A 24,066-nucleotide genomic window follows, 5' to 3' on the forward strand; every position below is an offset into this window, starting at 1 on the left:
GATGAAGAGGTGGTAGTAGTATCAGTAAAAGATGTAATGGAAAAATTCAATCTTACACTCGTGAGCGGGGAAGAAGGAATAGGGCGTTACATTGGCACAAGTGATATTTCAAGACCTGGTTTAGAAATGGCAGGCTATTTTACGCATTATCCTGCAGACCGTATTCAATTGTTAGGGAAATCCGAAATTTCCTTTTTTGAAATGTTAGAAGAGCGTGTTAAAAAGGAGCGTATGATCAAATTATGTGCACCTGATACACCTGCGATTGTTGTATCAAGAGATATGCATGTACCAACAGCATTAATAGATGCCTCTAATCAAAATCAAGTACCTGTGTTAACCACAACTATGACAACAACGCGCTTCTCGAGTAAATTAACGAATTACTTGGAGAGCCAGCTAGCACCAACTACAGCCATCCATGGTGTATTAGTAGATGTGTATGGGATTGGCATGTTAATTATTGGTCAAAGTGGTGTTGGTAAAAGTGAGACAGCGCTAGAATTAGTAAAGAAAGGCCACCGCTTAGTCGCAGATGACAGTGTGGAAATCCGGCAAGAAGCAGAGGACTTTTTAGTAGGTAATCCCCCACCTTTATTGGAGCATTTATTAGAAATTAGAGGGATTGGCATTATTAATATTATGACGTTATTTGGTGCGAGTGCAGTAAGACCTTATAAACGTATTACATTGATTGTGGAGTTAGAAAATTGGGATGAAACGAAAATGTACGATAGACTAGGGTTAGAAGAAGAGAAGATGAAAATCATCGATACAGAGCTTACTAAGCTTACAATCCCTGTACGCCCTGGACGAAATGTCTCTGTGCTATTGGAAGTGGCAGCTATGAATTATCGTTTAAAACGTTTAGGCGTTAATGCAGCAGAAGAATTTTCACAGCGTTTAGATGATGTGATAAATGCAAATGGCGACCGAGATGATTTTTGATTTGAGAGGAGAACATCATGGATTTTATTTTGTTAACAATTAATCGTACAGCATTTCATATTGGCTCACTACCTGTGCAGTGGTACGGTATCTTAATCGTTACAGGTATTATTATTGCGTATGTAGTAGCGCAAAAAGAAGCCGTGAAACTGGGCTTTAAAGATGATTTAATTGCTGATTTATTACTATGGGCAATCCCTATTTCTATTATTTCAGCACGTGCATACTATGTGATTATGCGCTGGGATTATTATAGTCAACATCCAGATCGTATCATAAAAATTTGGGAAGGTGGTATTGCCATCCATGGTGCATTGATTGGCGCATTTGTAACAGCGTATATTTTTACGCGTATGCGTAAAATTAGTTTCTTTAAATTAGCTGATATTGCTGCACCTAGTATTTTGATCGGGCAAATTATTGGTCGTTGGGGTAACTTTATTAACCAAGAAGCTTATGGTGGGCCTGTATCACGTACATTTTTAGAGAATTTACATTTGCCTAATTGGCTGATTGAACAAATGTATGTTGAAGCATCATCTACATATGTGCACCCTACATTTTTATATGAGTCGATGTGGAATGTAATTGGTTTAATTATTGTATTAGTCTTACGAAAAGTAAATCCATTACGTGGTGAGTTGTTTATTTTCTATCTTGTATGGTATTCAATAGGACGTTTTTATATTGAAGGTTTGCGCACAGATAGCTTATATTTAGTAGGCGAACTACGCTCTGCACAAGTCGTATCAATTATCGCTATTGTGGTGGGTATTGCCTTCTTGATTTACCGTCGTAAAACAATGAAGCCACAAGTGCGATATAAAGATAAATAAGAGGTGTAAATTATGAAGTATGAAGCTTTATTATTTGATTTTGATGGCACATTACTTAATACAAACGAATTGATTCTTCAAACATTTGAACATGTCTTATCTAAACGTTTTCCCGGGAAATATACAAAACAAGACTATGCTCAATTTATTGGGCCTTCTCTAACACAAACGTTTTTAACTATAGCACCAAATGAAGTAGATGAACTCACACAGCAGTATCGCGAGTTTAATTTGGCTCATCATGATGAGCTTGTGACGCAATATGATGATGTGGTCACCACATTGCAACAACTAAAAACGATGGGTGTTAAGTTAGCCATTGTGTCCACTAAACGCAATGATATGCTGGCGAGAGGGCTGCGTGTGTTAGATGCAGCACATTTATTTGATGTAGTAATTGGCACAGATGATGTCACACATGTGAAGCCGCATCCAGAGCCTGTACAAGTAGCATTGAAAAAGTTACAAGTAGCGCCCAATAAAGCGCTCATGATTGGTGATAATTCGCATGATATTGAGGCAGGGCATAATGCAGGTACTGATACAGCGGGTGTTGCATGGGCTTTAAAAGGAGAGGCGTATTTACAACAATTTAAGCCAACCTATATCGTCCAGCATATGCAAACATTTATTGACTTAGTAAAGGGTGAATAAATTGGCACGAAAAACTGAGCGTTATCGTGTAAAGGGGTCTAACTCTTTATGGCAATTATATAAAACCGTATCTTTCTTTAAAGTGATGAAATGCTTTACCATTATTCAAATAGGACGTTTTACACCATCATTGCGCGTGAAAAACTGGTTATATCGTACTTTTTTAAAGATGAAGATTGGTAAACAAACCTCGCTCGCTCTAATGGTAATGCCTGATACAATGTTTCCAGAACGGATTTCAGTAGGCGATAATACCGTGATTGGCTTTAATACTACTATTTTAGCACATGAATATTTGATTGATGAGTATCGTTTAGGTGATGTGAAGATTGGTAAAGATGTTATGGTTGGAGCAAATTCAACCATTTTACCAGGTGTTACAATTGGTGATGGTGCTATTGTATCTGCCATGACACTTGTGCATAAAGATGTACCAGCAGGTTGCCTTGCTGGTGGTAATCCTATGCAAGTGATTTATACAAAAGAGCAAATGGACAAACGACGTGAACAAGATACATTTTTACAATAAAGAAACGCGAATTCCTTCTGGAGTTCGCGTTTTTTATTAACGACAAAGTTGCATATTTTGTGTACGAAACTGCAATGGTGTAATGCCTAGCTCTAATTTAAAACGTTTAATGAAACTGCTCACATTAGGATAACCAACATAATCTGCAATCTCAGCTACAGAGTGGTTAGTGTGAAGTAGAGCCTGTTGTGCTAAAATAATACGCTTTTTTGTAATATAATTGGCAATGGATAAACCCGTTTGCGCTTTAAATTTAGTTGTTAATGTGCTTTTGCTAACAGCACAATGGTCAGCGATATCTTGTAAATTAATACTTTGTGCGATATTGGTGTGTATATAATGAAGTGCTTCGTTGATTTCATTATACTCAGGATGTACAATAGTTGTTTTTTCATGAAGCATTAAAGCTACAACTTCAAATATCTTACTCTCATAATACTGCTTTGCAATGCTGTTATGTGGTTTAAAGTGCTTTAGTTGATGGAAAAACTGAGCTACACTTGGCGCATAAATCGCACCATTAAAGTAGCGGAATAAATCATGTAAGTCACTTACTCTTACACCAAATTGTTGCGCAATCTTTTTAGCTAAGGCAGGTTGCAGCGCGATGCTAGTGCAACGGGCACGCAAGTTAGGATGAAAGTGACTAGAAAAATTTTGCTTAATACCAGAATAGCCAATAATTTGTTGCCCTTTAGTAAATACCATTTCACGATCTTTAGTGCGCTGAATAGCAGCACAGTGATATAAGCCAACACTTAAAAAAGAAGGTGCATGATAATGAATTGAAATAAACTGATGAAATTGTAAGTCAAATTGACATATAACAAAATCATCTTCTTCAATATATAACCAAAAATCTCCCATGCCAATTGCAGGGTTCATTGTATAAAAGTAGCCTAGTCCTTTGGAGAGTCTTTTTTGTAAACCAAGCTTTGTTAGGTAGTTGTCATAATAGTGTTGTAGCATTAAAAATCCTCCAAAAGGTGAAATATTTGAACGATAGCTTATGTATCTCTATCTTCCTTTTTACAATACCATTATTGATAATAATTCTCAATTAAAGAGAGGTTAGATGAAAGCTCAAAAGAAAAACAATTTATTTTAACAGGTTCATTATGGAAAGTGATGTGGCAACTATCATGACCGCTATTATTGCTATAGTATTGTATGGATGAAATGCTGTATTTGATGGTGTTTTTGTAGGTTATTATGTTGGTGCCATTGCTTTAGCAGGTATTTATTATGGATGTTATTATTTTAGCTTGGCTCGTTTTCCTTATGCGAAAAGTGAGTATACAACTACATTAAACTATTAGAGAGAGTGCCCATTCGTTAGGGGATTCTTTTTATGTCTTTCATGAATTGGACAACAATTGGCAATCTCAAAATGAGAAATTTATGCGATAATGAATTTACAGAATAATCATACGTTTGTCATTGACTAAATGTAGTTTTTCATTTAAAATTACTTTAACGTTCTAATTCTCTAGTGAACTAAAGTAAAAAGTAAGGATGAGTGCAATGTCTTCAATTAAAATGTTTGAAAAACCGTTAGGAATGCGTGATACATTCCCACAAATCTTTAATAAAACAGAAAAAATAAGAGAAGTGACAAAACATTTTCTACAAATAAGAGGTTATGATTTTATTAAAACGCCTAGTGTCGAATATTACGACACGATTGGGCGAGCATCTGCCATTCAAGATGCTTCACTATTTAAATTATTTGATAATCAAGGTAATACATTAGTATTGCGACCTGATATGACAACACCTATTATTCGTGTTGCCTCTTCAAAATTATTAAAAGAAAAAACACCGTTACGTCTTGCATATTTTGCTAATGTTTTTCGTGCACAAGAGTTTGAAGGAGGGCGCCCCGCTGAGTTTGAACAAATGGGGATTGAGTTAATCGGTGATACTACTGTATTTGCAGATGCAGAAGTAATTGCGACAGCGATAGAGTTGTTACAAGCCATTGGATTACAGGAATTTAAAATTACAATTGGCCATGCAGGTATTTTACAATGTGTATTAACAGATTATACAGAAAGTGCTGAAGAAGCCGCACAATTACGTGAATTACTAGTAAAGCGTAATTATGTAGGTTTTGAAGAAGCGGTGGAATCATTCGACTTACCGAAGGCCAAATCGGATGCTTTGATGCAATTTATTAACGAAGCAACGAATCTGACTCGATTAGAAGAGATTGAAAAATATGTACGTAAAAATGAAGCATTGCAATATATGCGAGAACTAGCCAATTTACTAGACGTGGCAGAGCTAGCTGATTATATTGATTTTGATTTTACCTTATCAAGTCATATGAATTATTACACAGGTATGTTATTTGAAGTATTTGCGAGTGGTAGCGGCTTTGCTCTTGGTAATGGTGGGCGTTATGATGGCTTATTACATGAATTTGGCGTTGCTACAGGAGCAACAGGGTTTGGCATTCGTGTGGACAGATTATTAGAAATTTTACCCCTTCCGACTATAGAAAAGCAAAATGTGCTCGTTCTTTTTGACGCTGAAGCATTTGGAGCAGCTCTACAACAAACTAAGCAATTAAGAGCACAAGGCTATCACACGACATTACAAAATAAAAGTGAAGTATGCGAAGACATGCATGCCTTATATGAACGCGTTATTGTAGTAACAAAGGATGGTGAAATACAATGAGCGAACTAACGATTGCGATGCCTAAAGGGCGTATTTTTGAAGAGGCCTATCAAATGCTCATTGAAGCTGGCTTTAATCTACCAGCAGAAGTTGAAATGTCACGCAAGTTGATGATTGAAATTCCAGAGGAGCATATCCGCTTTATTTTAGCTAAACCGATGGATGTACCTGTTTATGTTGAACATGGTGTTGCGGATATTGGCATTGCAGGGAAAGATGTTTTACTAGAGCAACAAAGAGAAGTGCATGAGTTGCTAGATTTAAAAATTAGCAGTTGCTATATTGCATCGGCTGGGCTACCGCAGACGACAATGGATGAAGTTGCACCACGTATCGCCACTAAATACCCACATATTGCGATGAAATATTATAAAGGTATTGGTGAGCAAGTGGAGATTATCGAGTTAAATGGCTCAATTGAACTTGCGCCAATGATTGGCTTGGCTGACCGCATTGTTGATATTGTTTCTACAGGGCGTACATTAAAAGAAAATGGGCTTGTAGAATATGAACATATTGCGGATATTTCGTCTAGACTTATTGCCAACCCAGTGAGTTATCGTATGAAAGCTTCTCGAATTTTAGATTTAGCGGCGCGTTTAAAACAAACCGTAAAGGAGAATGATTAATGAAAATTGAACAATTACAACAAGATATTTCTCTAAAGCGGGCATTAGAAAAAGGTAATGAAGCACAGTTGCAAACGGTGCGCCAAGTAATAGAAGATGTGCGTACACAGGGTGATGTAGCGGTACGTATGTATACGAAAAAATGGGATGGTTTCACACTTAATAACTTAAAAGTCACAACAGAGGAGATTGCAACAGCAGTTGATACATTTGATCGTGAGTTGTATCAAGACTTACAAGAAGCTGCTAAAAATATTCGTGCGTACCATGAGCAACAAGTGCGTCAAGGTTTTACAATGCCGTTAGCGGACGGCTCTTACCTTGCACAAAAAGTGACGGCATTAGATGCTGTTGGTTTATATGTGCCAGGTGGGACAGCAGCCTATCCTTCAAGTGTGTTAATGAATGTGATACCTGCACAAGTTGCTGGTGTTGAACGTATTGTTATTACGTCACCAGCTAATCAAGAAGGGCTGTTACCACAAGGTGTATTAGTTGCTGCACATTTACTCGGTATTACAGAGATTTATAAAGTTGGTGGGGCACAAGCGATTGCAGCACTCGCTTATGGTACAGAGAGCATACAAGCCGTTGACAAAATCACAGGTCCAGGCAATATTTTTGTAGCATTAGCTAAGCGTGAGGTGTTTGGTGAGGTAGCCATTGATATGATTGCTGGTCCAAGTGAGATTGCTATTATTGCAGATGAAACAGCTTATGCTGATGAAGTAGCAGCGGATTTACTTTCACAGGCAGAACATGACCCGCTATCCTGTGCGATTTTAGTTACTACGAGCATAAAGTTAGCGCAAGAAGTTGTGCAACAAGTAGAACAACAACTTACACAATTGCCACGTGAAGCAATTGCACGTCAAGCTATCGAGCAATTAGGCAAGGTATATGTGACAGCAACAATAGAAGAAGCGATTAAAGCGGTCAATAGTTTAGCACCAGAACATTTAGAAATTATGACAGAGCATGCCGAAGAGGTCGCAGCCAAAATTAAACATGCTGGTGGTATTTTTATAGGGCGTTATAGTTCAGAGCCAGTGGGTGATTATTTTGCTGGTACAAATCATGTATTGCCTACTAATAGCACAGCACGTTTTGCAAGTGGCTTGAGTGTGGATGATTTTATTAAAAAATCCAGTGTAGTTTATTATTCTCAAAAAACATGGCAAGAAAATGCACCTAAAATTGCACGTCTAGCACGTCTAGAAGGGCTAGAGGGGCATGCTAGAGCAGTAGAATCGAGAGGATGGAAAAAATGACACGTTCAGCTAAAATATCACGTACAACAAGTGAAACACAAGTAGCCATTGAGCTTAACCTTGACGGTGAAGGTGTGGCAAAGATTGAGACAGGCGTGCCTTTCATGGATCACATGCTTGATTTGTTTATTAAACACGGGGTAATGGATGGCACAATCGTGGCCAACGGTGATGTACATATTGATGACCACCACACAACCGAGGACTTAGGGATTGTGTTAGGGCAGGCAGTGCGTGAAGCACTTGGTGATAAAAAAGGGATTAAACGTTATGGTAATGCCTTTGTACCAATGGATGATGCATTAGCACAAGTTGTTGTTGATTTTTCAAATCGCCCACATTTAGAATATCGTGTACCAGAGTTAAAACAAAAAGTTGGCACATTTGATACGGAGTTAGTACATGAATTTTTATGGAAGTTTGCACTTGAAGCGCGTATGAATGTCCACGTTATCGTTCCATACGGTCATAATACACATCATATTATTGAAGCTGTTTTTAAAGCTTTAGCACGTGCAATTGATATGGCTATTCAAATTGACCCTCGAGTGAAAGGTGTACCATCAACAAAGGGGTTGTTGGGATGAATATAGGCATTATCGATTATGGACTGGGTAACTTATTTAGTGTGGCCGAGGCATTAAAGCGCCTTGGTTGCACACCTGTGATCTCGGATGATATCGCAGTTTTACAGCAAACAGATGCTTTGATTTTGCCTGGTGTTGGTGCATTTCCTGATGCAATGAAACAGTTATCTAACAAAAACTTTGTAACGTTTTTGCAAGTGCAAAAGAAACCATTACTAGGAATTTGTTTAGGTATGCAGTTATTGTTTGAGAGTAGTAATGAAGGGCAGTTAACAGAAGGGTTAGGCTTATTACAAGGAATCATTCAAAAATTTGATGTGACGCAATCACGCATTCCTCACATGGGGTGGAATCAATTACAATGGCATAAATCGTACGTAGAAAGTGAGACGGATTATGTCTACTTTGTACATTCATTTTATGCATCACACATAAATGAGCAAGATTTAATGGCAAGTGCAGATTATGCAAATATTCAAGTACCTGCAATTGTGCAACATAAACATATTACAGGTATGCAATTTCACCCTGAAAAATCAGGTGATTTAGGCACCGCTTTATTGAAACAATGGCTAAAGGAAGTGGCAAAATGACAATTGAAATTTATCCAGCAATTGATATGCGCGGAGGCAAATGTGTCCGTCTATTTAAAGGCGATTATGAACAAGAAACGATTTATGGTGACTCGCCTTTTGAGATGGCTAAGCAATTTGCTGAAGCAGGCGCAACATATATTCATATGGTTGATTTAGACGGGGCTAAGGATGGGCAACGTGTACATGCGGAGGAGGTTATTCGTGTAGCTAAAGAATTACCTATGCAAGTACAGATTGGCGGTGGCATTCGAGATGAGGCGGATGTCGCCTATTACTTGGCGCATGGCGTAGCACGCGTTATCATTGGTAGCTTGGCTATTCGTGAGCCAGAGCGGGTAGCTAAAATGATCCAAACATTTGGAGCTGACCGTATTGTAATTGGTTTAGATGCGAAGGATGGCATGGTAGCAACACATGGCTGGCTAGAAACATCAAATAAAACAGCGATTGAAATGGGGCAATACTTCGCACAACAAGGAGCTAAACATTTTATATTTACAGATATTGCGACAGATGGTACGTTACAAGGCCCTAATATCGCCGCTAACATCGCGCTAGCCGAGGCAACAAATGCTTCTATCATTGTATCAGGTGGCATTAGCTCGTTAGCCGATATCACAGCTGTAAAAGAGGCAGCGAACCATGCTACAGTGAGCGGTGTTATTATTGGTAAAGCCTTATATGCTAATCGCTTTACATTGAAAGCTGCGCTTGAGGAGGCACAGACATGTTAACTAAGAGAATTATTCCATGTTTAGATGTAAAAGATGGCCGTGTTGTAAAAGGTATTCAGTTTGTTGGTCTCCGTGATGCTGGTGACCCTGTAGCATTAGCAAAATATTATGATGAACAAGGTGCCGATGAGCTTGTTTTTCTTGATATTTCAGCCTCACATGAGGGGCGCGCAACAATGGTAGAGGTAGTGAAACAAACCGCAAAGACGTTAACGATCCCATTCACAGTAGGTGGTGGTATTCGTACAGTAGATGATATTGAACGTATTTTACGTGCAGGCGCAGATAAAGTGTCTATGAATACAGCAGCCTTAGATAACCCTAATGTAATTAAAGATGGTGCTGAAAAGTTTGGCAATCAATGTATAGTGATTGCTATTGATGCAAAATACAGTGAAGATGACCAAACATGGATGGTATATACACATGGTGGACGCAATAAAACACAATGGGCTGTTGTTGACTGGGCAATAGAAGCAACTAAATTAGGTGCGGGTGAAATTTTATTAACAAGCATGAATCGTGACGGAGAAAAATCAGGATTTGATTTACATGTAACAAAAGCAGTGCGTGAAGCAGTAAACGTGCCTGTCATTGCTAGTGGTGGTGCAGGTAATGCACAAGATTTTTATGACGTGTTAACAGGAGAGGTTGATGCAGATGCCGCATTAGCTGCGTCTATATTCCACTACAAGGAAACAAGCGTGCGAGAGGTAAAACAGTTTTTACGTGATAAAGGAGTTAATATACGATGATAGCTATTACATTTGACGAAACAGGGCTTGTCCCAGCAGTTGTACAAGATGCAAGAACAAAAGAGGTATTAACAGTAGCCTATATGAATGAAGCGTCTTTGAATAAAACATTAGAAACGGGTGAGACGTGGTTTTATAGCCGTTCAAGACAGGAGCTTTGGCATAAAGGAGCAACAAGTGGTCACACCCAACAAGTGGTGAGTGTACGTACAGACTGTGACCAAGATGCCATTGTTGTGGAAGTGATGCCAAAAGGGCCTGCTTGTCATAAAGGAACAACGTCTTGTTTTACTGAAACATTACAAGAGAACAGCGATGTTGGTTCAGTTGGTATTTTACCTTATTTAATGACAGTTATTGAAAAACGTGAGAAAGAGATGCCAGCGGGTGCCTACACAACCTATTTATTTACAGAAGGTATTGATAAGATTTGTAAAAAAGTGGGGGAGGAAGCTACAGAAGTAGTGATTGGCGCTAAAAATCGCGATGCTGAAGAAGTAAAGTGGGAAGCAGCAGATTTGATTTATCATTTATTAGTGCTTTTACAAGAGCAAAAGGTGAGTTTCTTTGATGTATTACAAGTATTAGAAAAACGTCATGAGGAAAAATAATAAACGTATGGTATAATGAAGATTAACTTTTAAAGGAACGTGTTGCACGTTCCTTATTTCTTGTTTTCGGAGGAAAAATGATTGGAAAATAAAAAACCAACAATAAAAAATAATGTCATTTCATTTCTTCCAAGCAGTGACCTTTACTATACAAAAGCGATGGATGCCTTATTATTTGGGCAAAATGAAAAGGCACATACGTATTTATTACGTGCGCATCATTTAGCGCCAGACGATGCACAAATTTTATTACAATTAAGTATTTTATGTTTAGGTTCTCAACAATTTAAAGAAGCTTATGATTATATTTCACAAGCCTATACATTAGATTCGGCACATGCTGATATTGTGTTTTTCAAAGCAGAGAGCGCAGGCTGTTTAGGCTTGATGCAAGAAGCTAAACAATATGCAGAGCTTTATTTAGATATGTCACCGGATGGCATCTATGCGGAAGATGCCTTAGATATTTTAGCTTTCTTCGACTTTGAAGCAGAGCAGGAAGAACAATCAACAGAAGAATTGCGTGCGCAAGAAAAAGCGAGAGTCTTAATGGAGCAAGGGGATTTTGAGCAGGCAATTAATGTGTTAGAAGATATTATCGCAGCATTTCCAACCTTTTGGTCGGCTTATAACAATTTAGCGTTAGCTTACTTTTATGTAGGTGCTACAGAGGATGCCAAAGAAGCGTTGCAAACCGTATTGCGTAATGATGCTGGAAATATTCATGCGATTTGTAATCAAACGGTCATTGCTTATTATGATAAAGACATGGAACAATTACGTCATCACATTGCCTTATTAAAGAAAATCCAGCCATATGCGTTTGAGAATCGTTATAAGTTAGGAGCTACGTTAGCACTGATTGGTGAGTATGATGAGGCTTATCATTGGTTATATAGTATGCAAAAGCATCATTTTGAAGGGGATACAGGGTATTATTTTTGGTTAGCTTATGCTGCATACCATACGGGGCATGAAAGACAAGCTAAAAAAGCCTGGGAAATGCTTGTAGAACTAGATCCTACTAAAGAGGCATTAGCACCATGGGAAGTTGCCGAAGATAAAGAACAATTGACAACCGAACATCTTACTTTTATTGAAGAAAAGCTAAGTAGTCAGTTTTCAAGTGATCGTTTATTAGGGTTGTTTTTAGCAAGTAAATCACCGTTTAAGATAGAGCTATTAGGAGATCCGTCTAATGTTAATATTGAACAATATGATGAATTAGAAAAAATGTATCTCGCACACTTACTAGGGCATACCTTTGATCAAAGTCCATTAGAAAAAGCTTTTTTACGTGCAACAGAAGTAGCAGAGATTTTATATGAGCATCAAGACACTATGAATTTTAGTGTGTTACCTATGTTTCAATTATGGTTTGCTGTGTATGAGCATGCCTTACATCAAGGTTATGCCTTTAAAAATGCTACAGCAATAGCAGCCGCTAATGAATATTTATTTTTATTAGCTCATGATGAAGCAGTAACGAAAAAAGCGATTGCTTTAAAGTATGGTATTAGTCCAGCTACGTTAAATAAATATATTGACGAACTATTATCTTACTTACCACATTAAATACCCCTATAGGCATATTATTTGAATTACTTCCCACAATGAATTAAAGTGAAAGTATCAAGTAAATGACTTAATAAGATGGTTGCGTTAAAATGTATGCATGACCATTTGAAAGGGGCAAAATTAATATGTCAACAGAAGAAAAAATTTATGATGTAATCATTATTGGTGCAGGTCCAGCAGGTATGACAGCAGCGGTATATACATCTCGAGCAAACTTAACTACATTAATGCTTGAAAGAGGTATGCCAGGTGGACAAATGGCAAGCACAGAGGAAGTAGAGAACTACCCCGGCTATGACCATATTTTAGGGCCAGACCTTTCAACTAAAATGTTTGAACACGCTAAAAAATTCGGTGCAGAGTATGCTTACGGTGACGTAACAGAAATCATTGATGGTGAAGAATATAAAACAATTAAATCAGGCGGTAAAGCATATAAAACACGCACGATTATTATCTCAACAGGTGCAGAGTACAAAAAAATGGGTGTACCTGGTGAACAAGAACTTACAGGACGTGGCGTAAGTTACTGTGCAGTATGTGATGGTGCATTCTTTAAAGATAAAGAATTAATCGTGGTAGGTGGCGGTGACTCAGCCGTTGAAGAAGGTATGTATTTAACACGTTTTGCAAGTAAAGTAACAGTTGTACACAGACGTGATAAATTACGCGCTCAAAAAATCCTTCAAGACCGCGCATTTGCTAATGAAAAAATGAGTTTTATTTGGAATAAAACAGTAAAACAAGTAAATGGTAATGCAGAGGATAAAGTAGAGAGCTTGACCGTGGTAGATACACAAGATGGTTCAGAAACAGAACTAAAAACAGATGGTATTTTTGTTTATGTGGGGATGTTACCACTTACAAAACCATTTGCAAGCTTAGGCATTTTAAATGAAAATGGCTACATCGAAACGAACGAAAATATGGAGACTACTGTACCAGGTATTTATGCAGCTGGCGACGTGCGCGAAAAAATGTTACGTCAAATTGTTACAGCAACAGGTGATGGTAGTATTGCTGCACAAGCTGCACAAGGTTATGTTGAAGAGTTAAAAGAAAAGTACAGTTTAGTATAAATAACAGTATTTTCAAGTTTTAACTGATGTAAATGTAAAAAATGTAATATAATATTTACGTTATTGTAATTCGTTTGTAACGAAGAACCATTATAATAAAGGGGTAACGAATTATCCCCCTTTTGTTTTAAGTAATTTTTTAGGTCACTACCAATAAGCGGTAGTGACCTCTTTTTTGGTATCATCTAAAAAACTTGGTATAATGAAATGTATGAAATTGTTAGGAGGTGTCTTATTATGCAACGCATTGCAAATTTGCTTGCTATAAAAGATCAACAAGTACTATTATTACAAAAACCACGCAGAGGATGGTACGTAGCACCAGGAGGAAAAATGGAGAATGGCGAATCGATTTATGAGGCGGCTACGCGTGAATTTTTTGAGGAGACAAATTTAACAGCAAAAGATGCACATCTTAAAGGCACCTACACAATGGTTATTAAAGATGGTGATGATGTTATAGACGAATGGATGCTTTATACATTTGTCGCTTATGATATTGAAGGTGAGCCTTTCACTGAAACAAGGGAAGGTACACTAGCCTGGCATCCCATACAAGACTTAAATGAGCTACCTATGGCAGAAGGAGATCGTACAAATTTATGCTTTGCTGCAACGCAAGAAGGTATGCAATATGGCACATTCGAATATACAGAAGCATTTGATTTACTGAGTGAACGTATTCAACTATCAAAGGAAAAGTAAAAGGAGATGTAGCAAAGTTGGAAGCCCAATATACATCAAATGAATTAGTAATTATTACAGGTATGTCAGGTGCGGGTCGTACAGTAGCTATTCAAAGTTTTGAAGATTTAGGTTATTACTGTATTGATAATTTACCACCTGTATTACTGCCTACTTTTTTAACACTATTGCGCAGCTCAGATAAATATAATTTTAGGATTGCAGCTGTGATGGATATGCGTGGCGGCGTTTTTTTTGATGAACTTATTGCAGCATTAGACGAATTATTAAGCGATGAAGATATTGAAGTACGTATTTTATACTTAGATGCGACAAATGCTACATTAGTGCGTCGCTACAAAGAGACAAGGCGTTCGCATCCGTTAGCACCAAATGGGTTGCCATTAGAAGGAATTGAAAAAGAACGTGAGTTATTAGCTGAAGTTAAAGGACGAGCAGATTCTGTTTACAATACTTCGCATATGAAACCTAGAGAATTAAGAGAAAAAATTACACATGAGTTTGCCAGTTTAACGACACCTGTTTTTACGATTAATGTGATGTCATTCGGTTTTAAACATGGAATGCCGATAGATGCTGACTTAGTTTTTGACGTACGTTTTTTAAAAAATCCCTATTATGTGGAAGAGTTGCGTCATAAAACAGGTTTACAAACTGAAGTATCCTCCTACGTGCTAGCATTAGCCGAAACGGAAGAGTTGATTGCCAAACTTAAAGATCTATTTCATTTTATGATTCCCTTATATAAGGAGGAAGGTAAGTCACAGTTAGTCATTGCTTTTGGCTGTACGGGTGGTCAACATCGTTCGGTTACATTAGCCGAGTATTTTGGCAAGGTGTTAGCTACTGATGAGCATACTGTGGTTACCCATCGTGATATTGAACGCAGAAAGAAGGTGTAAGATGAGAAAAAACCCGATTCGTATTGTTGTAATCGGTGGCGGCACAGGGCTATCTACGTTACTTAGAGGTTTGAAGAATTTCCCGTTTGATATTACAGCGATTGTTACCGTAGCTGATGATGGTGGTTCTTCAGGACGTTTACGTGATAATTATGATATTCCGCCTCCAGGAGATGTACGCAATGTCATTGCTGCGCTCTCAGATGTAGAACCTTTAATTGAAGAAATGTTCCAATATCGTTTTGAGCAATCGGATGATTTAAAAGGACATTCTTTAGGTAACCTTATGTTGGCTGCGCTTACAGATATTACGGGCGATTTTAGTTATGCTATTAGTGAGATGAGTCGTGTCTTTCAAGTCAATGGTCATGTAGTACCAGCAGCTAATAAAAAGGTAACGTTACATGCAGAGTTAATAGATGGTACTACCATCGTAGGGGAATCAAAAATCCCGGATGCACAAGTACCTATCAAACGCATTACATTAGAGCCGGAAAATGTGAAACCGCTACCAGCAGCTATTCGTGCCATTGAGCGAGCGGAGTTAATTGTGCTAGGTCCAGGGAGTTTGTATACAAGCATTATCCCTAATCTCTTAGTAAAAGAAATAAGAGAGGCCATCCTTTGTGCAAAGGCACCTAAACTATATATTTGCAATCTTATGACACAATTGGGTGAAACGATTGGTTATAATGCGGAAGCCCATATTAAAGCGGTACATGACCATGTGGGTAAGCCTTTTATTGATGCTGTGTTAGTCAATGACTTAGAGCAATCCCAATTATTAAAAACATTGTGTTCAATCGGACAAGTGAAGCCTGTGACCTATGATGAACACAGGCTAGAAGATTTAGGGATTAAAGTGATTAAAAAGGATATCGCTATGATTCGAGAGGGGACACTTTGCCACCAAGCTACTGTTGTTGCACAGTGGATGTATGAATATATGATTAGAGAAAATAAAATATCGCGTAATAAAAGCCGCGTTTTATGATAAACTAAAAGGTAAAATGTTGAGAGGAGGGTTACTCATGTCATTCGCTTCTGAAACAAAGAAGGAACTCACGTTAATTGAAACAGATTTAACGTGTACAAAGGCAGAAATATCTGCACTCATTCGCATGAACGGCTCACTCTCTTTTTCTAATCGTCAATTAAGTTTGGATGTACAAACTGAAAATGCAGCGATTGCAAGACGCTTATACAGTAGTATGAAAAAGTTATATCCTTATAATGTAGAGTTACTAGTTAGAAGGAAAATGCGACTGAAAAAAAATAATGTTTATATTTGTCGAGTGCGTGAAGGTGCACGTGAATTATTGGCAGATTTGTATATTTTAACAGATGATTTTCAGTTTAATAATAGTATCGAACCAGCTTTAATACCAAAGACAATGCAAAAAAGAGCCTATTTACGAGGTGCATTTTTAGCAGGTGGTTCCGTTAATAATCCTGAAACAAGTGCGTATCATTTAGAGGTATATTCACTTTATAAAGAACATAGTGAAGCGTTAATGAATTTGATGAATACATTTCATTTGAATGCCAAAACAATCGAGCGTAAAAAAGGATTTGTTACGTATTTAAAGGAAGCCGAAAAAATATCCGACTTTTTAAGCTTAGTGGGTGCACACCAGGCTATGATGAAGTTTGAGGATGTACGCATTTTACGAGATGTGAGAAACAGTGTTAACCGCATCGTAAATTGTGAGACAGCGAATCTAAATAAAACAATTGGTGCAGCATTGCGTCAAGTGGAAAACATTCGCTATATTGATGAAACAATTGGCATTGATCAATTACCAGAACGTTTACGAGAGATTGCACGTTTACGTGTTGAACATCAGGAGGTAACATTAAAAGAGTTAGGTGATATGCTATCAACAGGTGCAGTAAGTAAGTCAGGTGTTAATCATCGTTTACGTAAATTGGATGAAATAGCAGATTCATTACGCCGCGGGGAAGGCACATATCGTTAGAAGGGAGTAATAACAAATGTATGAAAAGCAAGTACAAGTAAAGTTAAAATTAGGGCTTCAGGCTCGTCAAGCCGCTCATTTTGTGCAAGAAGCTAACCGTTTTCGTTCAGAAGTATATTTAGAAAAAGAAGGAAAACGTGTAAATGCTAAGTCAATTATGGGTGTGATGAGTTTAGCCATTGCAAAAAACACCACGATTACATTAGCAGCAGATGGTGATGATGAGCAAGCAGCAGTAGAAGCTTTAACCGCTTTAATTGTTGTTGAATAAAAAGAGCGCGCTAGAATCACAGATGGTTTTAGCGTATTTTTATTACCACCTACTAGGATACATAATAAAAAGGGAGTCGCACATATGCGACTCCCTTTTTGTATTATTATTGATCTGCTTCCATTACGTGGTCAATTAAGCCATAGTTCTTTGCTTGCTCAGCTGTCATATAATTGTCGCGATCTGTATCACGTGCAATAGTTTCTAAGTCTTGACCTGTACGTTCAGCTAAAATTTTATTTAATTTTTCACGCGTTGCTAAAATATGTTTAGCAGCGATTTCAATTTCAGTTGCTTGCCCTTGAGCACCACCTAAAGGTTGGTGAATCATAACTTCGGCGTTTGGTAATGCATAGCGCATACCTTTTTCACCAGCAGCTAACAAGAATGAACCCATTGATGCTGCCATACCGATACAAATCGTTTGTACTTTTGGTTTAATAAATTGCATGGTATCATAAATGGCCATACCTGCTGTTACAGAGCCACCTGGTGAGTTAATGTAAAGAGAAATATCTTTGTCTGGGTCTTCTGCTTGTAAGAATAGTAATTGTGCTACAATAGAGTTCGCTACATTATCATCAATAGCGCTACCTAATAAAATAATACGGTCTTTAAGTAGACGTGAGTAAATATCGTAGGCACGTTCACCACGGTTTGTTTGTTCGATTACTGTAGGAATTAAATTCATGTTAAATCCTCCTTAAATTAACTGAAATATGAAGCTTAAAAGGGATACACCTTTAAGCGGTACATTTATCATACACGCAATAGTCAATGAAGGTCAAATAATTAACCCATTAAATCACTATTGAATATGCATGAGATGTTTTGCTATACTAAATAGTGCTTTGCCCTCGTGGTGTAATGGATAACACATAAGATTCCGGTTCTTATACTGGGGGTTCGATTCCCTCCGAGGGCGTAATTTTTTATTCAATGTGTACAAAATATTTACAATCTTTATGTTATACATCATCGTAAAAAACATGTTACAATAAAAAATATGACAGAAGTGTGACATATACGAAAAAAATCACACAAAATCATTGCATTTTAGATGTAGATTGCCTATTATTAATTATGTCCGAATTGCGGACACCATTTTACTGTTTCAATCAATATATTTTTTGAATAATGAATGAGGTCTTAACAGTTTAGCAGCCTGTTAAGGTCTAGTAGCGAATAGTGCTGGGCAGGCGGAATAGCCTGCTCTGCAACCTATTCCCCTGTTATTACGAAAATACACTTCATATAAAAAAGCGAGGCTAACAAATCATGTTAACCTCGCTTTTTATGTTAACTTTCTTCTAAGTAACGCCATAATAAATTAGTGATGGTAGCACTATCGTTATAATAAGAGGTGTTGCGAAAAGAATTAGCAAAGCTCGGAATCAATGCTCTTATGATGGCTGCGCTAGGTTGTGTCTTAATTAACTCCTCATAAATTCCCTTAGTCAAATCAAAGCTCTCTGTTGATAAGCTGCGCTGCTCATCTAATAATTCTTGTAAGGCGTGCAATAGTTCTTGCTTATCAATACCTTCATTTGCAATATATTGTTTCATATAGTGTTCAATTTCTCTTGTCATAAAACCTTCTTCAATATGTGGGATGCAAGCATCAAGTTGTTGAAATAAGAAGCGTAATGCCCTTGCAATATTAAAAGGCTCTTGAGAAGCAGCTCGCCACATTTTTTGAAAGCTTTGCAAGCTCCCAAATAACATAATGGTAATATCATATTTAAAAGGTTCGATCTGAACCCCGTATACATCTACTAAACGCTGCGCTAGCCATTTTAACTCACGTAAATGATAACTGCGCAAAGCTTCTTTTAACTCCGTATTACTAGATTGGAATACACTCTCTAAAATCGGTAATATAGTTTGATTTGAGCTATATTGAATCCCTGTTGCAATTTGGCGCAATAATACTGCTTTATCACTGGGTGATTTCCCAACGAGTAATTCGCTACGTAGCATAGACGTTTGCTCACGAGCAATGTCAATAATCGCAATTAAACAATCATCTTTGGAAGAAAAATAATTATAAAACGTACCTTTTGAGATATTTGCTTGGTCAATAATATCTTGAATAGATGTTTGCACATAGCCACGCTCTAAAAATAATTGTAAAGCTACTTGAATGACTTTTCTTTTTCGCGCATTCATGTGAGCGCTCCTTTCTCATCACTAACTAGTTGTATTATGCCATAAATAAAAAGGGAAATATAGCTAGTTGAACTATAAGTACAAAAACATTGATTTTTTTATACTAGATGTATAGAATAGTGGAGTACTTGAGATGTGGGGGAATTTATCATGGAGCAAAAAGAACAACAACCCATCCCTTATTTTATGATAGGGATTTTATTTGTTGGTGCATTTATTTCAATATTAAATAACACATTATTAAATATTGCGTTACCAACAATCATGGAAGAATTTTCAATAACACCATCAACAGGGCAATGGCTAATTACAGGTTATATGCTCACGAGTGGTGTACTAATTCCTGTTAGTGCGTTTTTAGTGACACGTTTTACAAACCGTAAATTATTTATTACAGCGATGACTTTGTTTACTGTCGGTACAGCTGTAGCTATTGTTGCACCGAGCTTTTGGGTGTTATTAACAGGTCGATTTTTACAAGCAGCTGGTTCTGCTGTAATGATGCCGCTGTTAATGAATGTCATGTTAATGGCATTTCCTATCGAGCGTCGTGGGACAGCGATGGGATTCTTTGGTATGGTAATGATTGTTGCGCCAGCGATTGGGCCAACATTATCAGGTTGGATTGTTGAACATTATACATGGCGTACATTATTCACAGTGGTTTTACCATTTGCCGTATTATGTTTAGTGTTTGCTTTCTTTAAACTAAAAAACTTTACACCAAATCGTAAAGTCTCATTGGATGTACTGTCTGTTATTTTATCAAGTCTTGGTTTTGGCGGGATTTTATATGGATTTAGCTCAGCAGGTGACAAGGGTTGGTCTAACTTCTGGGTGGCAACAACAATTATTGTGGGTGCAATTTCTTTAGTACTCTTTGTGATTCGACAATTAAAGCTCAAGGAGCCACTACTAAATTTAAATGTGTATCGCTATAATATGTTTTCATTGTCATCAATCATAATAAGTGTGAACTCAATGGCAATGTTTTCAGGCATGATTTTAACACCGTTATATGTGCAAACTGTGCGTGGCATATCGCCATTTGATGCAGGGCTCTTAATGTTGCCAGGTGCTGTTGTGATGGGCTTAATGTCCCCAATTACAGGTAAAATATTTGACAAATATGGCGCAAGATTAATGGCGATGATTGGTTTAGGCATTATGGTGGCAGCTACGTATATGTTGTCTACACTTAAAATAGACACAGGCTACTTTTATATTATGGCTGTTTATACTATTCGTATGTTTGGCATGTCGATGGTAATGATGCCAATCTCAACAAATGGACTGAATCAATTGCCACGTGAGCTTAACCCGCATGGCGCGGCAATTAATAATACATTACAACAAGTTACTGGTGCGATTGGTACAGCGTTACTCTTAACGATTATGCATAACCGTACAGAATCAAATCTGACAAGCTTTATGCAGGATGCTGTAGCATCAGGTGCACAAATGACAGAAGCATTACAAGCAAAGATTGGTATGGAGGCATTGTTAGATGCTATTAACCATTCCTTTTATATTTCGATGTGGATTACTGTAATTGCGTTATGTTTAACGGTATTTATTAAACGTGTGCGACCGAATATGGAGGAGCATGAGTAAAGCATAAGTCATTTACTATGACGTAAGGTAGCCAAAGCTATGACAAACAAAAAAGTGATAAAGGAAATTACAATTTCCTTTATCACTTTTTTTATGGATGGCGTTGTAAGTGTAAAAAACAAGGTAAAATAATTGTAGGGAGGTAGTTCATATGACATTGATTTATTATGGTAGACCAAATTGTGCTCTTTGTGATGAGGGGAAACAAATTGTTCAACTCATACAGGAGGAGATTGATATTGAAGTGGTCTATCGCAATATAGAAGATAATGATGCATGGCATGAACAATTTCTTTTGATGATACCTGTGATTGAATATCAAAATGAAATTATTATGTTCGGTCATATTGATTATGTAGACCTTTTAACGCAACTAACAGAAGCAGAGCAAAGGAAGTAAGGAGTCTTATACTTCCTTTTTATAGTGAATGGATTTATAATTAAAGTAAGAGGTCTGACATATTGGTCCTTGTTACACAAAACATAGCTGAAATTGGAGGAATTTACATGGCACTACAATTAGCAATCAACGGGTTTGGTCGTATTGGCCGCTTAGTATTTCGTGAAGCAATGAAGCATGACGAGTTTGAAGTAGTAGCAGTAAACGATTTAACAGATGCTCACCAATTAGCACATTTATTAAAATATGACTCTGTACATGGTGTATATGAAGAGGATGTGCAAGCTGAGGATGACGCTTTTATCGTAAATGGTAAACGCGTACAAGTACTTGCAGAGAAAGACCCTGCAAAACTACCATGGCGGGACTTAGGTGTTGATGTTGTTTTAGAGTGTACAGGTAAGTTTCGTTCAATGGAAGATGTGCAAAAGCATATTGAAGCAGGGGCAAAGAAAGCGATCTTATCTGCGCCAGCAAAAGGAGATATGCCAACTTTTGTGATGGGAGTTAACCATGAGGATTACAATCCAGATACAGACCATGTGATTTCAAATGCTTCATGTACAACCAATTGTTTAGCACCAGTAGCTAAAGTGTTAGACGAAAAATTTGGTATTGAACGTGGTATGATGACAACTATTCATGCTTATACGAACGACCAACGTATTTTAGATTTCCCTCACGCTGACCCACGTCGTGCGCGTGCAGGAGCGGTTTCTATGATTCCAACAACAACAGGTGCGGCAGTAGCTGTGTCAAAAGTACTGCCACAATTAAAAGGTAAACTAGATGGCTTTTCGATGCGTGTGCCAACACCAAATGTCTCTTGTGTGGACTTAGTTGTACAATTAAATACAAGTGTTACAAAAGATGATGTAAACCAAGCATTAAAAGAAGCAGCAGCTGGCGAACTTAAAGGCATTTTAGATTACAATGAGTTACCATTAGTATCAATCGATTATAATGGCAATCATGCTTCTTCAACAGTAGATGGTTTATCTACTATGGTATTAGAAAATAGTATGGTAAAAGTATTAGCCTGGTACGATAATGAAATAGGCTACTCTACAAGATTAATGGACTTAGCCCTTTATTTAGTAGAGCGTGGCTTAAAATAATTGTGTGATACGCTAATCTTGATAAAGTGTGACATATTAATGTTAAATAGCATAAAAAGTATAGCCTTTATAAAATCAAACAGCTATAATGTATAAGGGTAAAAAAGAGTAGGGAATTTACCCTGCTCTTTTTTGTATGACAAGACAAATAACAACGATATTTGTTACGATACAATTGAACGGTTAATCTAGGAAAAATTTCAAGGAGGTTTTCTTTGTGTACAATAAGAAAACAATTAATGATATTGATGTAAAAGGCAAGCGTGTAGTGATACGCGTAGATTTTAATACACCAATGGAGCAAGGTGAAATCACAGATGATACACGTATTCGTGGTTCACTACCAACATTAAAACAGCTGACAGATGCGGGTGCAAAATTAGTGATTTTAACACACTTAGGACGCCCCAAAGGTGAAGTGAAAGAGGAGTTGCGCTTAACAGCTGTTGCACAACGTTTAGCTGAGCTTATTGGCAAGCCTGTAAAGAAGTTAGATGAATGGAAAGGCAAGGCCGTAACAGCCGCTGTAAATGCTATGCAAGATGGCGATATCATTATGTTAGAAAATGTGCGCTTCGATGCTGGCGAAGAAAAAAATGACGCATCATTATCACAATTTTTTGCTAGTTTAGCTGATGTGTATGTCAATGATGCATTTGGTACAGCTCACCGTGCGCATGCTTCAACAGCAGGGATCGCAGAGTTTGTACCTGTTGCTGTTTCGGGCTTATTAATGGAGCAAGAAATTAAAGTGTTAGGTCAAGCATTAGCCGAGCCATCTCATCCGTATACGGCGATTATTGGTGGTGCTAAAGTAAAAGATAAAATCGGCGTTATTGATAAATTACTCGATGAAGTTGACCATTTAATTTTAGGTGGGGGTTTATCTTTCACTTTTATTAAGGCATTAGGTTATGATATCGGTAAATCATTATTAGAAGAAGATAAAATTGAATTAGCAAAAACATTCATTGAAAAAGCAAAGGCAAAAAATGTGCAATTGCATATGCCAATTGATGCAGTAGTAGCGGATGCATTTGCAGCAGATGCGAATACGGAAGTAATAGCGATTGACGCGATTCCATCAAATATGATGGGATTAGATATTGGTCCAAAAACAGCTGCACAATATGCAAATGTGATTAAAGATTCAAAATTAGTCGTATGGAACGGACCAATGGGTGTATTTGAGATGGATGCGTTTGCAAATGGCACAAAAACTGTCGCACAAGCGATGGCTGAAACAGAAGGCTACACAGTAATCGGTGGTGGCGACTCAGCGGCAGCCGTAGAGAAGTTTAATGTAACAGATAAGATGAACCACATTTCAACAGGTGGCGGTGCATCATTAGAGTTAATGGAAGGTAAAGTGTTACCAGGCATCGCCGTTTTAAACGATAAATAAGGAGGATACGC

26 protein-coding genes and 1 tRNA gene are annotated in these 24,066 nt (G+C 37.5%); 24 read left to right on the plus strand and 3 right to left on the minus strand.

The window, feature by feature from the left end:
- Positions 1–9: 9 nt before the first annotated feature.
- The 4 genes from hprK to IEW44_RS08750 are packed head-to-tail and all read left to right on the plus strand — an operon-like array spanning position 10 to position 2,967.
- Positions 10–948 carry an HPr(Ser) kinase/phosphatase gene (gene hprK / locus IEW44_RS08735; protein WP_188614670.1) on the plus strand — a complete coding sequence of 313 codons (939 nt, stop codon included), beginning with the start codon at positions 10–12 and terminating at the stop codon, positions 946–948.
- A gap of 17 nt (positions 949–965) precedes the next feature.
- Positions 966–1,784: a prolipoprotein diacylglyceryl transferase gene (gene lgt / locus IEW44_RS08740; protein WP_188614671.1), complete on the plus strand. Its 819-nt coding sequence runs from the start codon at positions 966–968 to the stop codon at positions 1,782–1,784.
- A gap of 12 nt (positions 1,785–1,796) precedes the next feature.
- Positions 1,797–2,438 (plus strand): pyrophosphatase PpaX, encoded by a 642-nt coding sequence (gene ppaX / locus IEW44_RS08745; protein ID WP_188614672.1) that lies wholly within the window; start codon positions 1,797–1,799, stop codon positions 2,436–2,438.
- A 1-nt stretch (position 2,439) separates the two neighbouring features.
- Positions 2,440–2,967, plus strand: a complete 528-nt coding sequence (locus IEW44_RS08750) for an acyltransferase (protein WP_188614673.1) — start codon at positions 2,440–2,442, stop codon at positions 2,965–2,967.
- A 36-nt stretch (positions 2,968–3,003) separates the two neighbouring features.
- Here the strand turns inward: IEW44_RS08750 and IEW44_RS08755 are convergent, their stop codons facing one another.
- Positions 3,004–3,936 carry an AraC family transcriptional regulator gene (locus IEW44_RS08755; RefSeq protein WP_188614674.1) on the minus strand — a complete coding sequence of 311 codons (933 nt, stop codon included), beginning with the start codon at positions 3,934–3,936 and terminating at the stop codon, positions 3,004–3,006.
- Between the two features lie 555 nt (positions 3,937–4,491).
- Here IEW44_RS08755 and IEW44_RS08760 point away from each other — a divergent pair.
- From IEW44_RS08760 to IEW44_RS08830, 15 genes are all read left to right on the plus strand, one after another.
- Complete coding sequence (locus tag IEW44_RS08760; RefSeq protein ID WP_188614675.1) at positions 4,492–5,652, plus strand: ATP phosphoribosyltransferase regulatory subunit; 1,161 nt, start codon at positions 4,492–4,494, stop codon at positions 5,650–5,652.
- Entirely contained in the window at positions 5,649–6,281 is a 633-nt protein-coding gene (gene hisG, locus IEW44_RS08765) for an ATP phosphoribosyltransferase (protein WP_188614676.1), read from the plus strand. The genes IEW44_RS08760 and hisG overlap by 4 nt, the downstream gene beginning before the upstream one ends.
- Positions 6,281–7,552, plus strand: coding sequence for a histidinol dehydrogenase (gene hisD / locus IEW44_RS08770; RefSeq protein ID WP_188614677.1), 1,272 nt, complete (start codon positions 6,281–6,283; stop codon positions 7,550–7,552). The genes hisG and hisD overlap by 1 nt, the downstream gene beginning before the upstream one ends.
- Positions 7,549–8,139 carry an imidazoleglycerol-phosphate dehydratase HisB gene (gene hisB, locus IEW44_RS08775; protein ID WP_188614678.1) on the plus strand — a complete coding sequence of 197 codons (591 nt, stop codon included), beginning with the start codon at positions 7,549–7,551 and terminating at the stop codon, positions 8,137–8,139. Before hisD ends, hisB begins: the two co-directional genes overlap by 4 nt.
- Positions 8,136–8,732 carry an imidazole glycerol phosphate synthase subunit HisH gene (gene hisH / locus IEW44_RS08780; protein ID WP_188614679.1) on the plus strand — a complete coding sequence of 199 codons (597 nt, stop codon included), beginning with the start codon at positions 8,136–8,138 and terminating at the stop codon, positions 8,730–8,732. Before hisB ends, hisH begins: the two co-directional genes overlap by 4 nt.
- Positions 8,729–9,469: a 1-(5-phosphoribosyl)-5-[(5-phosphoribosylamino)methylideneamino]imidazole-4-carboxamide isomerase gene (hisA, locus tag IEW44_RS08785; RefSeq protein ID WP_188614680.1), complete on the plus strand. Its 741-nt coding sequence runs from the start codon at positions 8,729–8,731 to the stop codon at positions 9,467–9,469. The genes hisH and hisA overlap by 4 nt, the downstream gene beginning before the upstream one ends.
- Positions 9,463–10,224: an imidazole glycerol phosphate synthase subunit HisF gene (hisF, locus tag IEW44_RS08790; RefSeq protein ID WP_188614681.1), complete on the plus strand. Its 762-nt coding sequence runs from the start codon at positions 9,463–9,465 to the stop codon at positions 10,222–10,224. The genes hisA and hisF overlap by 7 nt, the downstream gene beginning before the upstream one ends.
- Entirely contained in the window at positions 10,221–10,835 is a 615-nt protein-coding gene (hisIE, locus tag IEW44_RS08795; RefSeq protein ID WP_188614682.1) for a bifunctional phosphoribosyl-AMP cyclohydrolase/phosphoribosyl-ATP diphosphatase HisIE, read from the plus strand. The genes hisF and hisIE overlap by 4 nt, the downstream gene beginning before the upstream one ends.
- Before the next feature lie 81 nt (positions 10,836–10,916).
- The gene (locus IEW44_RS08800; protein ID WP_229704201.1) at positions 10,917–12,410 is read left to right on the plus strand and encodes a tetratricopeptide repeat protein; all 1,494 of its coding nucleotides are present in this window, start codon (positions 10,917–10,919) and stop codon (positions 12,408–12,410) included.
- Positions 12,411–12,538: 128 nt separating this feature from the next.
- Complete coding sequence (gene trxB / locus IEW44_RS08805; RefSeq protein ID WP_188614683.1) at positions 12,539–13,492, plus strand: thioredoxin-disulfide reductase; 954 nt, start codon at positions 12,539–12,541, stop codon at positions 13,490–13,492.
- A 237-nt stretch (positions 13,493–13,729) separates the two neighbouring features.
- Positions 13,730–14,197, plus strand: a complete 468-nt coding sequence (locus tag IEW44_RS08810; RefSeq protein WP_188614684.1) for an 8-oxo-dGTP diphosphatase — start codon at positions 13,730–13,732, stop codon at positions 14,195–14,197.
- A 17-nt stretch (positions 14,198–14,214) separates the two neighbouring features.
- Entirely contained in the window at positions 14,215–15,099 is an 885-nt protein-coding gene (gene rapZ / locus IEW44_RS08815; protein WP_188614685.1) for an RNase adapter RapZ, read from the plus strand.
- A gap of 1 nt (position 15,100) precedes the next feature.
- Positions 15,101–16,093 (plus strand): gluconeogenesis morphogenetic factor MgfK, encoded by a 993-nt coding sequence (mgfK, locus tag IEW44_RS08820; RefSeq protein WP_188614686.1) that lies wholly within the window; start codon positions 15,101–15,103, stop codon positions 16,091–16,093.
- 37 nt (positions 16,094–16,130) lie between these two features.
- The gene (gene whiA / locus IEW44_RS08825; RefSeq protein ID WP_188614687.1) at positions 16,131–17,078 is read left to right on the plus strand and encodes a DNA-binding protein WhiA; all 948 of its coding nucleotides are present in this window, start codon (positions 16,131–16,133) and stop codon (positions 17,076–17,078) included.
- A 16-nt stretch (positions 17,079–17,094) separates the two neighbouring features.
- Positions 17,095–17,349 (plus strand): HPr family phosphocarrier protein, encoded by a 255-nt coding sequence (locus IEW44_RS08830; protein ID WP_188614688.1) that lies wholly within the window; start codon positions 17,095–17,097, stop codon positions 17,347–17,349.
- Between the two features lie 106 nt (positions 17,350–17,455).
- On the opposite strand, the gene clpP is transcribed toward IEW44_RS08830, so the two are convergent.
- Entirely contained in the window at positions 17,456–18,040 is a 585-nt protein-coding gene (gene clpP, locus IEW44_RS08835; protein WP_188614689.1) for an ATP-dependent Clp endopeptidase proteolytic subunit ClpP, read from the minus strand.
- Between the two features lie 162 nt (positions 18,041–18,202).
- Between clpP and IEW44_RS08840 the strand changes: the two genes are divergently transcribed.
- Positions 18,203–18,274, plus strand: a tRNA-Arg gene (locus tag IEW44_RS08840).
- Positions 18,275–18,648: 374 nt separating this feature from the next.
- Here the strand turns inward: IEW44_RS08840 and IEW44_RS08845 are convergent.
- The gene (locus IEW44_RS08845) at positions 18,649–19,518 is read right to left on the minus strand and encodes a TetR/AcrR family transcriptional regulator (RefSeq protein ID WP_188614690.1); all 870 of its coding nucleotides are present in this window, start codon (positions 19,516–19,518) and stop codon (positions 18,649–18,651) included.
- A gap of 150 nt (positions 19,519–19,668) precedes the next feature.
- On the opposite strand from IEW44_RS08845, the gene IEW44_RS08850 reads away from it, so the two are divergent.
- From IEW44_RS08850 to IEW44_RS08865, 4 genes are all read left to right on the plus strand, one after another.
- Positions 19,669–21,132, plus strand: coding sequence for a DHA2 family efflux MFS transporter permease subunit (locus IEW44_RS08850; protein ID WP_188614691.1), 1,464 nt, complete (start codon positions 19,669–19,671; stop codon positions 21,130–21,132).
- Positions 21,133–21,283: 151 nt separating this feature from the next.
- The gene (locus IEW44_RS08855) at positions 21,284–21,532 is read left to right on the plus strand and encodes a glutaredoxin family protein (protein WP_188614692.1); all 249 of its coding nucleotides are present in this window, start codon (positions 21,284–21,286) and stop codon (positions 21,530–21,532) included.
- Positions 21,533–21,639: 107 nt separating this feature from the next.
- Entirely contained in the window at positions 21,640–22,650 is a 1,011-nt protein-coding gene (gap, locus tag IEW44_RS08860; RefSeq protein WP_188614693.1) for a type I glyceraldehyde-3-phosphate dehydrogenase, read from the plus strand.
- Positions 22,651–22,867: 217 nt separating this feature from the next.
- Positions 22,868–24,055 carry a phosphoglycerate kinase gene (locus IEW44_RS08865; RefSeq protein ID WP_188614694.1) on the plus strand — a complete coding sequence of 396 codons (1,188 nt, stop codon included), beginning with the start codon at positions 22,868–22,870 and terminating at the stop codon, positions 24,053–24,055.
- Positions 24,056–24,066: the final 11 nt, after the last annotated feature.

Origin of the sequence: Lysinibacillus alkalisoli, assembly GCF_014643595.1 — a bacterium.
Classification (GTDB): Bacteria; Bacillota; Bacilli; order Bacillales_A; family Planococcaceae; genus Metalysinibacillus; species Metalysinibacillus alkalisoli.

Coding starts and splice junctions, on each gene's coding strand:
- hisF (WP_188614681.1), top strand. CDS start 9,463: ATGTTAACTAAGAGAATTATTCCATGTTTAGATGTAAAAGATGGCCGT.
- mgfK (WP_188614686.1), top strand. CDS start 15,101: ATGAGAAAAAACCCGATTCGTATTGTTGTAATCGGTGGCGGCACAGGG.
- IEW44_RS08760 (WP_188614675.1), top strand. CDS start 4,492: ATGTCTTCAATTAAAATGTTTGAAAAACCGTTAGGAATGCGTGATACA.
- hisG (WP_188614676.1), top strand. CDS start 5,649: ATGAGCGAACTAACGATTGCGATGCCTAAAGGGCGTATTTTTGAAGAG.
- IEW44_RS08830 (WP_188614688.1), top strand. CDS start 17,095: ATGTATGAAAAGCAAGTACAAGTAAAGTTAAAATTAGGGCTTCAGGCT.
- IEW44_RS08850 (WP_188614691.1), top strand. CDS start 19,669: ATGGAGCAAAAAGAACAACAACCCATCCCTTATTTTATGATAGGGATT.
- hisH (WP_188614679.1), top strand. CDS start 8,136: ATGAATATAGGCATTATCGATTATGGACTGGGTAACTTATTTAGTGTG.
- hisA (WP_188614680.1), top strand. CDS start 8,729: ATGACAATTGAAATTTATCCAGCAATTGATATGCGCGGAGGCAAATGT.
- hisB (WP_188614678.1), top strand. CDS start 7,549: ATGACACGTTCAGCTAAAATATCACGTACAACAAGTGAAACACAAGTA.
- clpP (WP_188614689.1), bottom strand. CDS start 18,040: ATGAATTTAATTCCTACAGTAATCGAACAAACAAACCGTGGTGAACGT.
- lgt (WP_188614671.1), top strand. CDS start 966: ATGGATTTTATTTTGTTAACAATTAATCGTACAGCATTTCATATTGGC.
- hisD (WP_188614677.1), top strand. CDS start 6,281: ATGAAAATTGAACAATTACAACAAGATATTTCTCTAAAGCGGGCATTA.
- gap (WP_188614693.1), top strand. CDS start 21,640: ATGGCACTACAATTAGCAATCAACGGGTTTGGTCGTATTGGCCGCTTA.
- IEW44_RS08855 (WP_188614692.1), top strand. CDS start 21,284: ATGACATTGATTTATTATGGTAGACCAAATTGTGCTCTTTGTGATGAG.
- IEW44_RS08845 (WP_188614690.1), bottom strand. CDS start 19,518: ATGAATGCGCGAAAAAGAAAAGTCATTCAAGTAGCTTTACAATTATTT.
- IEW44_RS08755 (WP_188614674.1), bottom strand. CDS start 3,936: ATGCTACAACACTATTATGACAACTACCTAACAAAGCTTGGTTTACAA.
- hisIE (WP_188614682.1), top strand. CDS start 10,221: ATGATAGCTATTACATTTGACGAAACAGGGCTTGTCCCAGCAGTTGTA.
- whiA (WP_188614687.1), top strand. CDS start 16,131: ATGTCATTCGCTTCTGAAACAAAGAAGGAACTCACGTTAATTGAAACA.
- IEW44_RS08810 (WP_188614684.1), top strand. CDS start 13,730: ATGCAACGCATTGCAAATTTGCTTGCTATAAAAGATCAACAAGTACTA.
- trxB (WP_188614683.1), top strand. CDS start 12,539: ATGTCAACAGAAGAAAAAATTTATGATGTAATCATTATTGGTGCAGGT.
- ppaX (WP_188614672.1), top strand. CDS start 1,797: ATGAAGTATGAAGCTTTATTATTTGATTTTGATGGCACATTACTTAAT.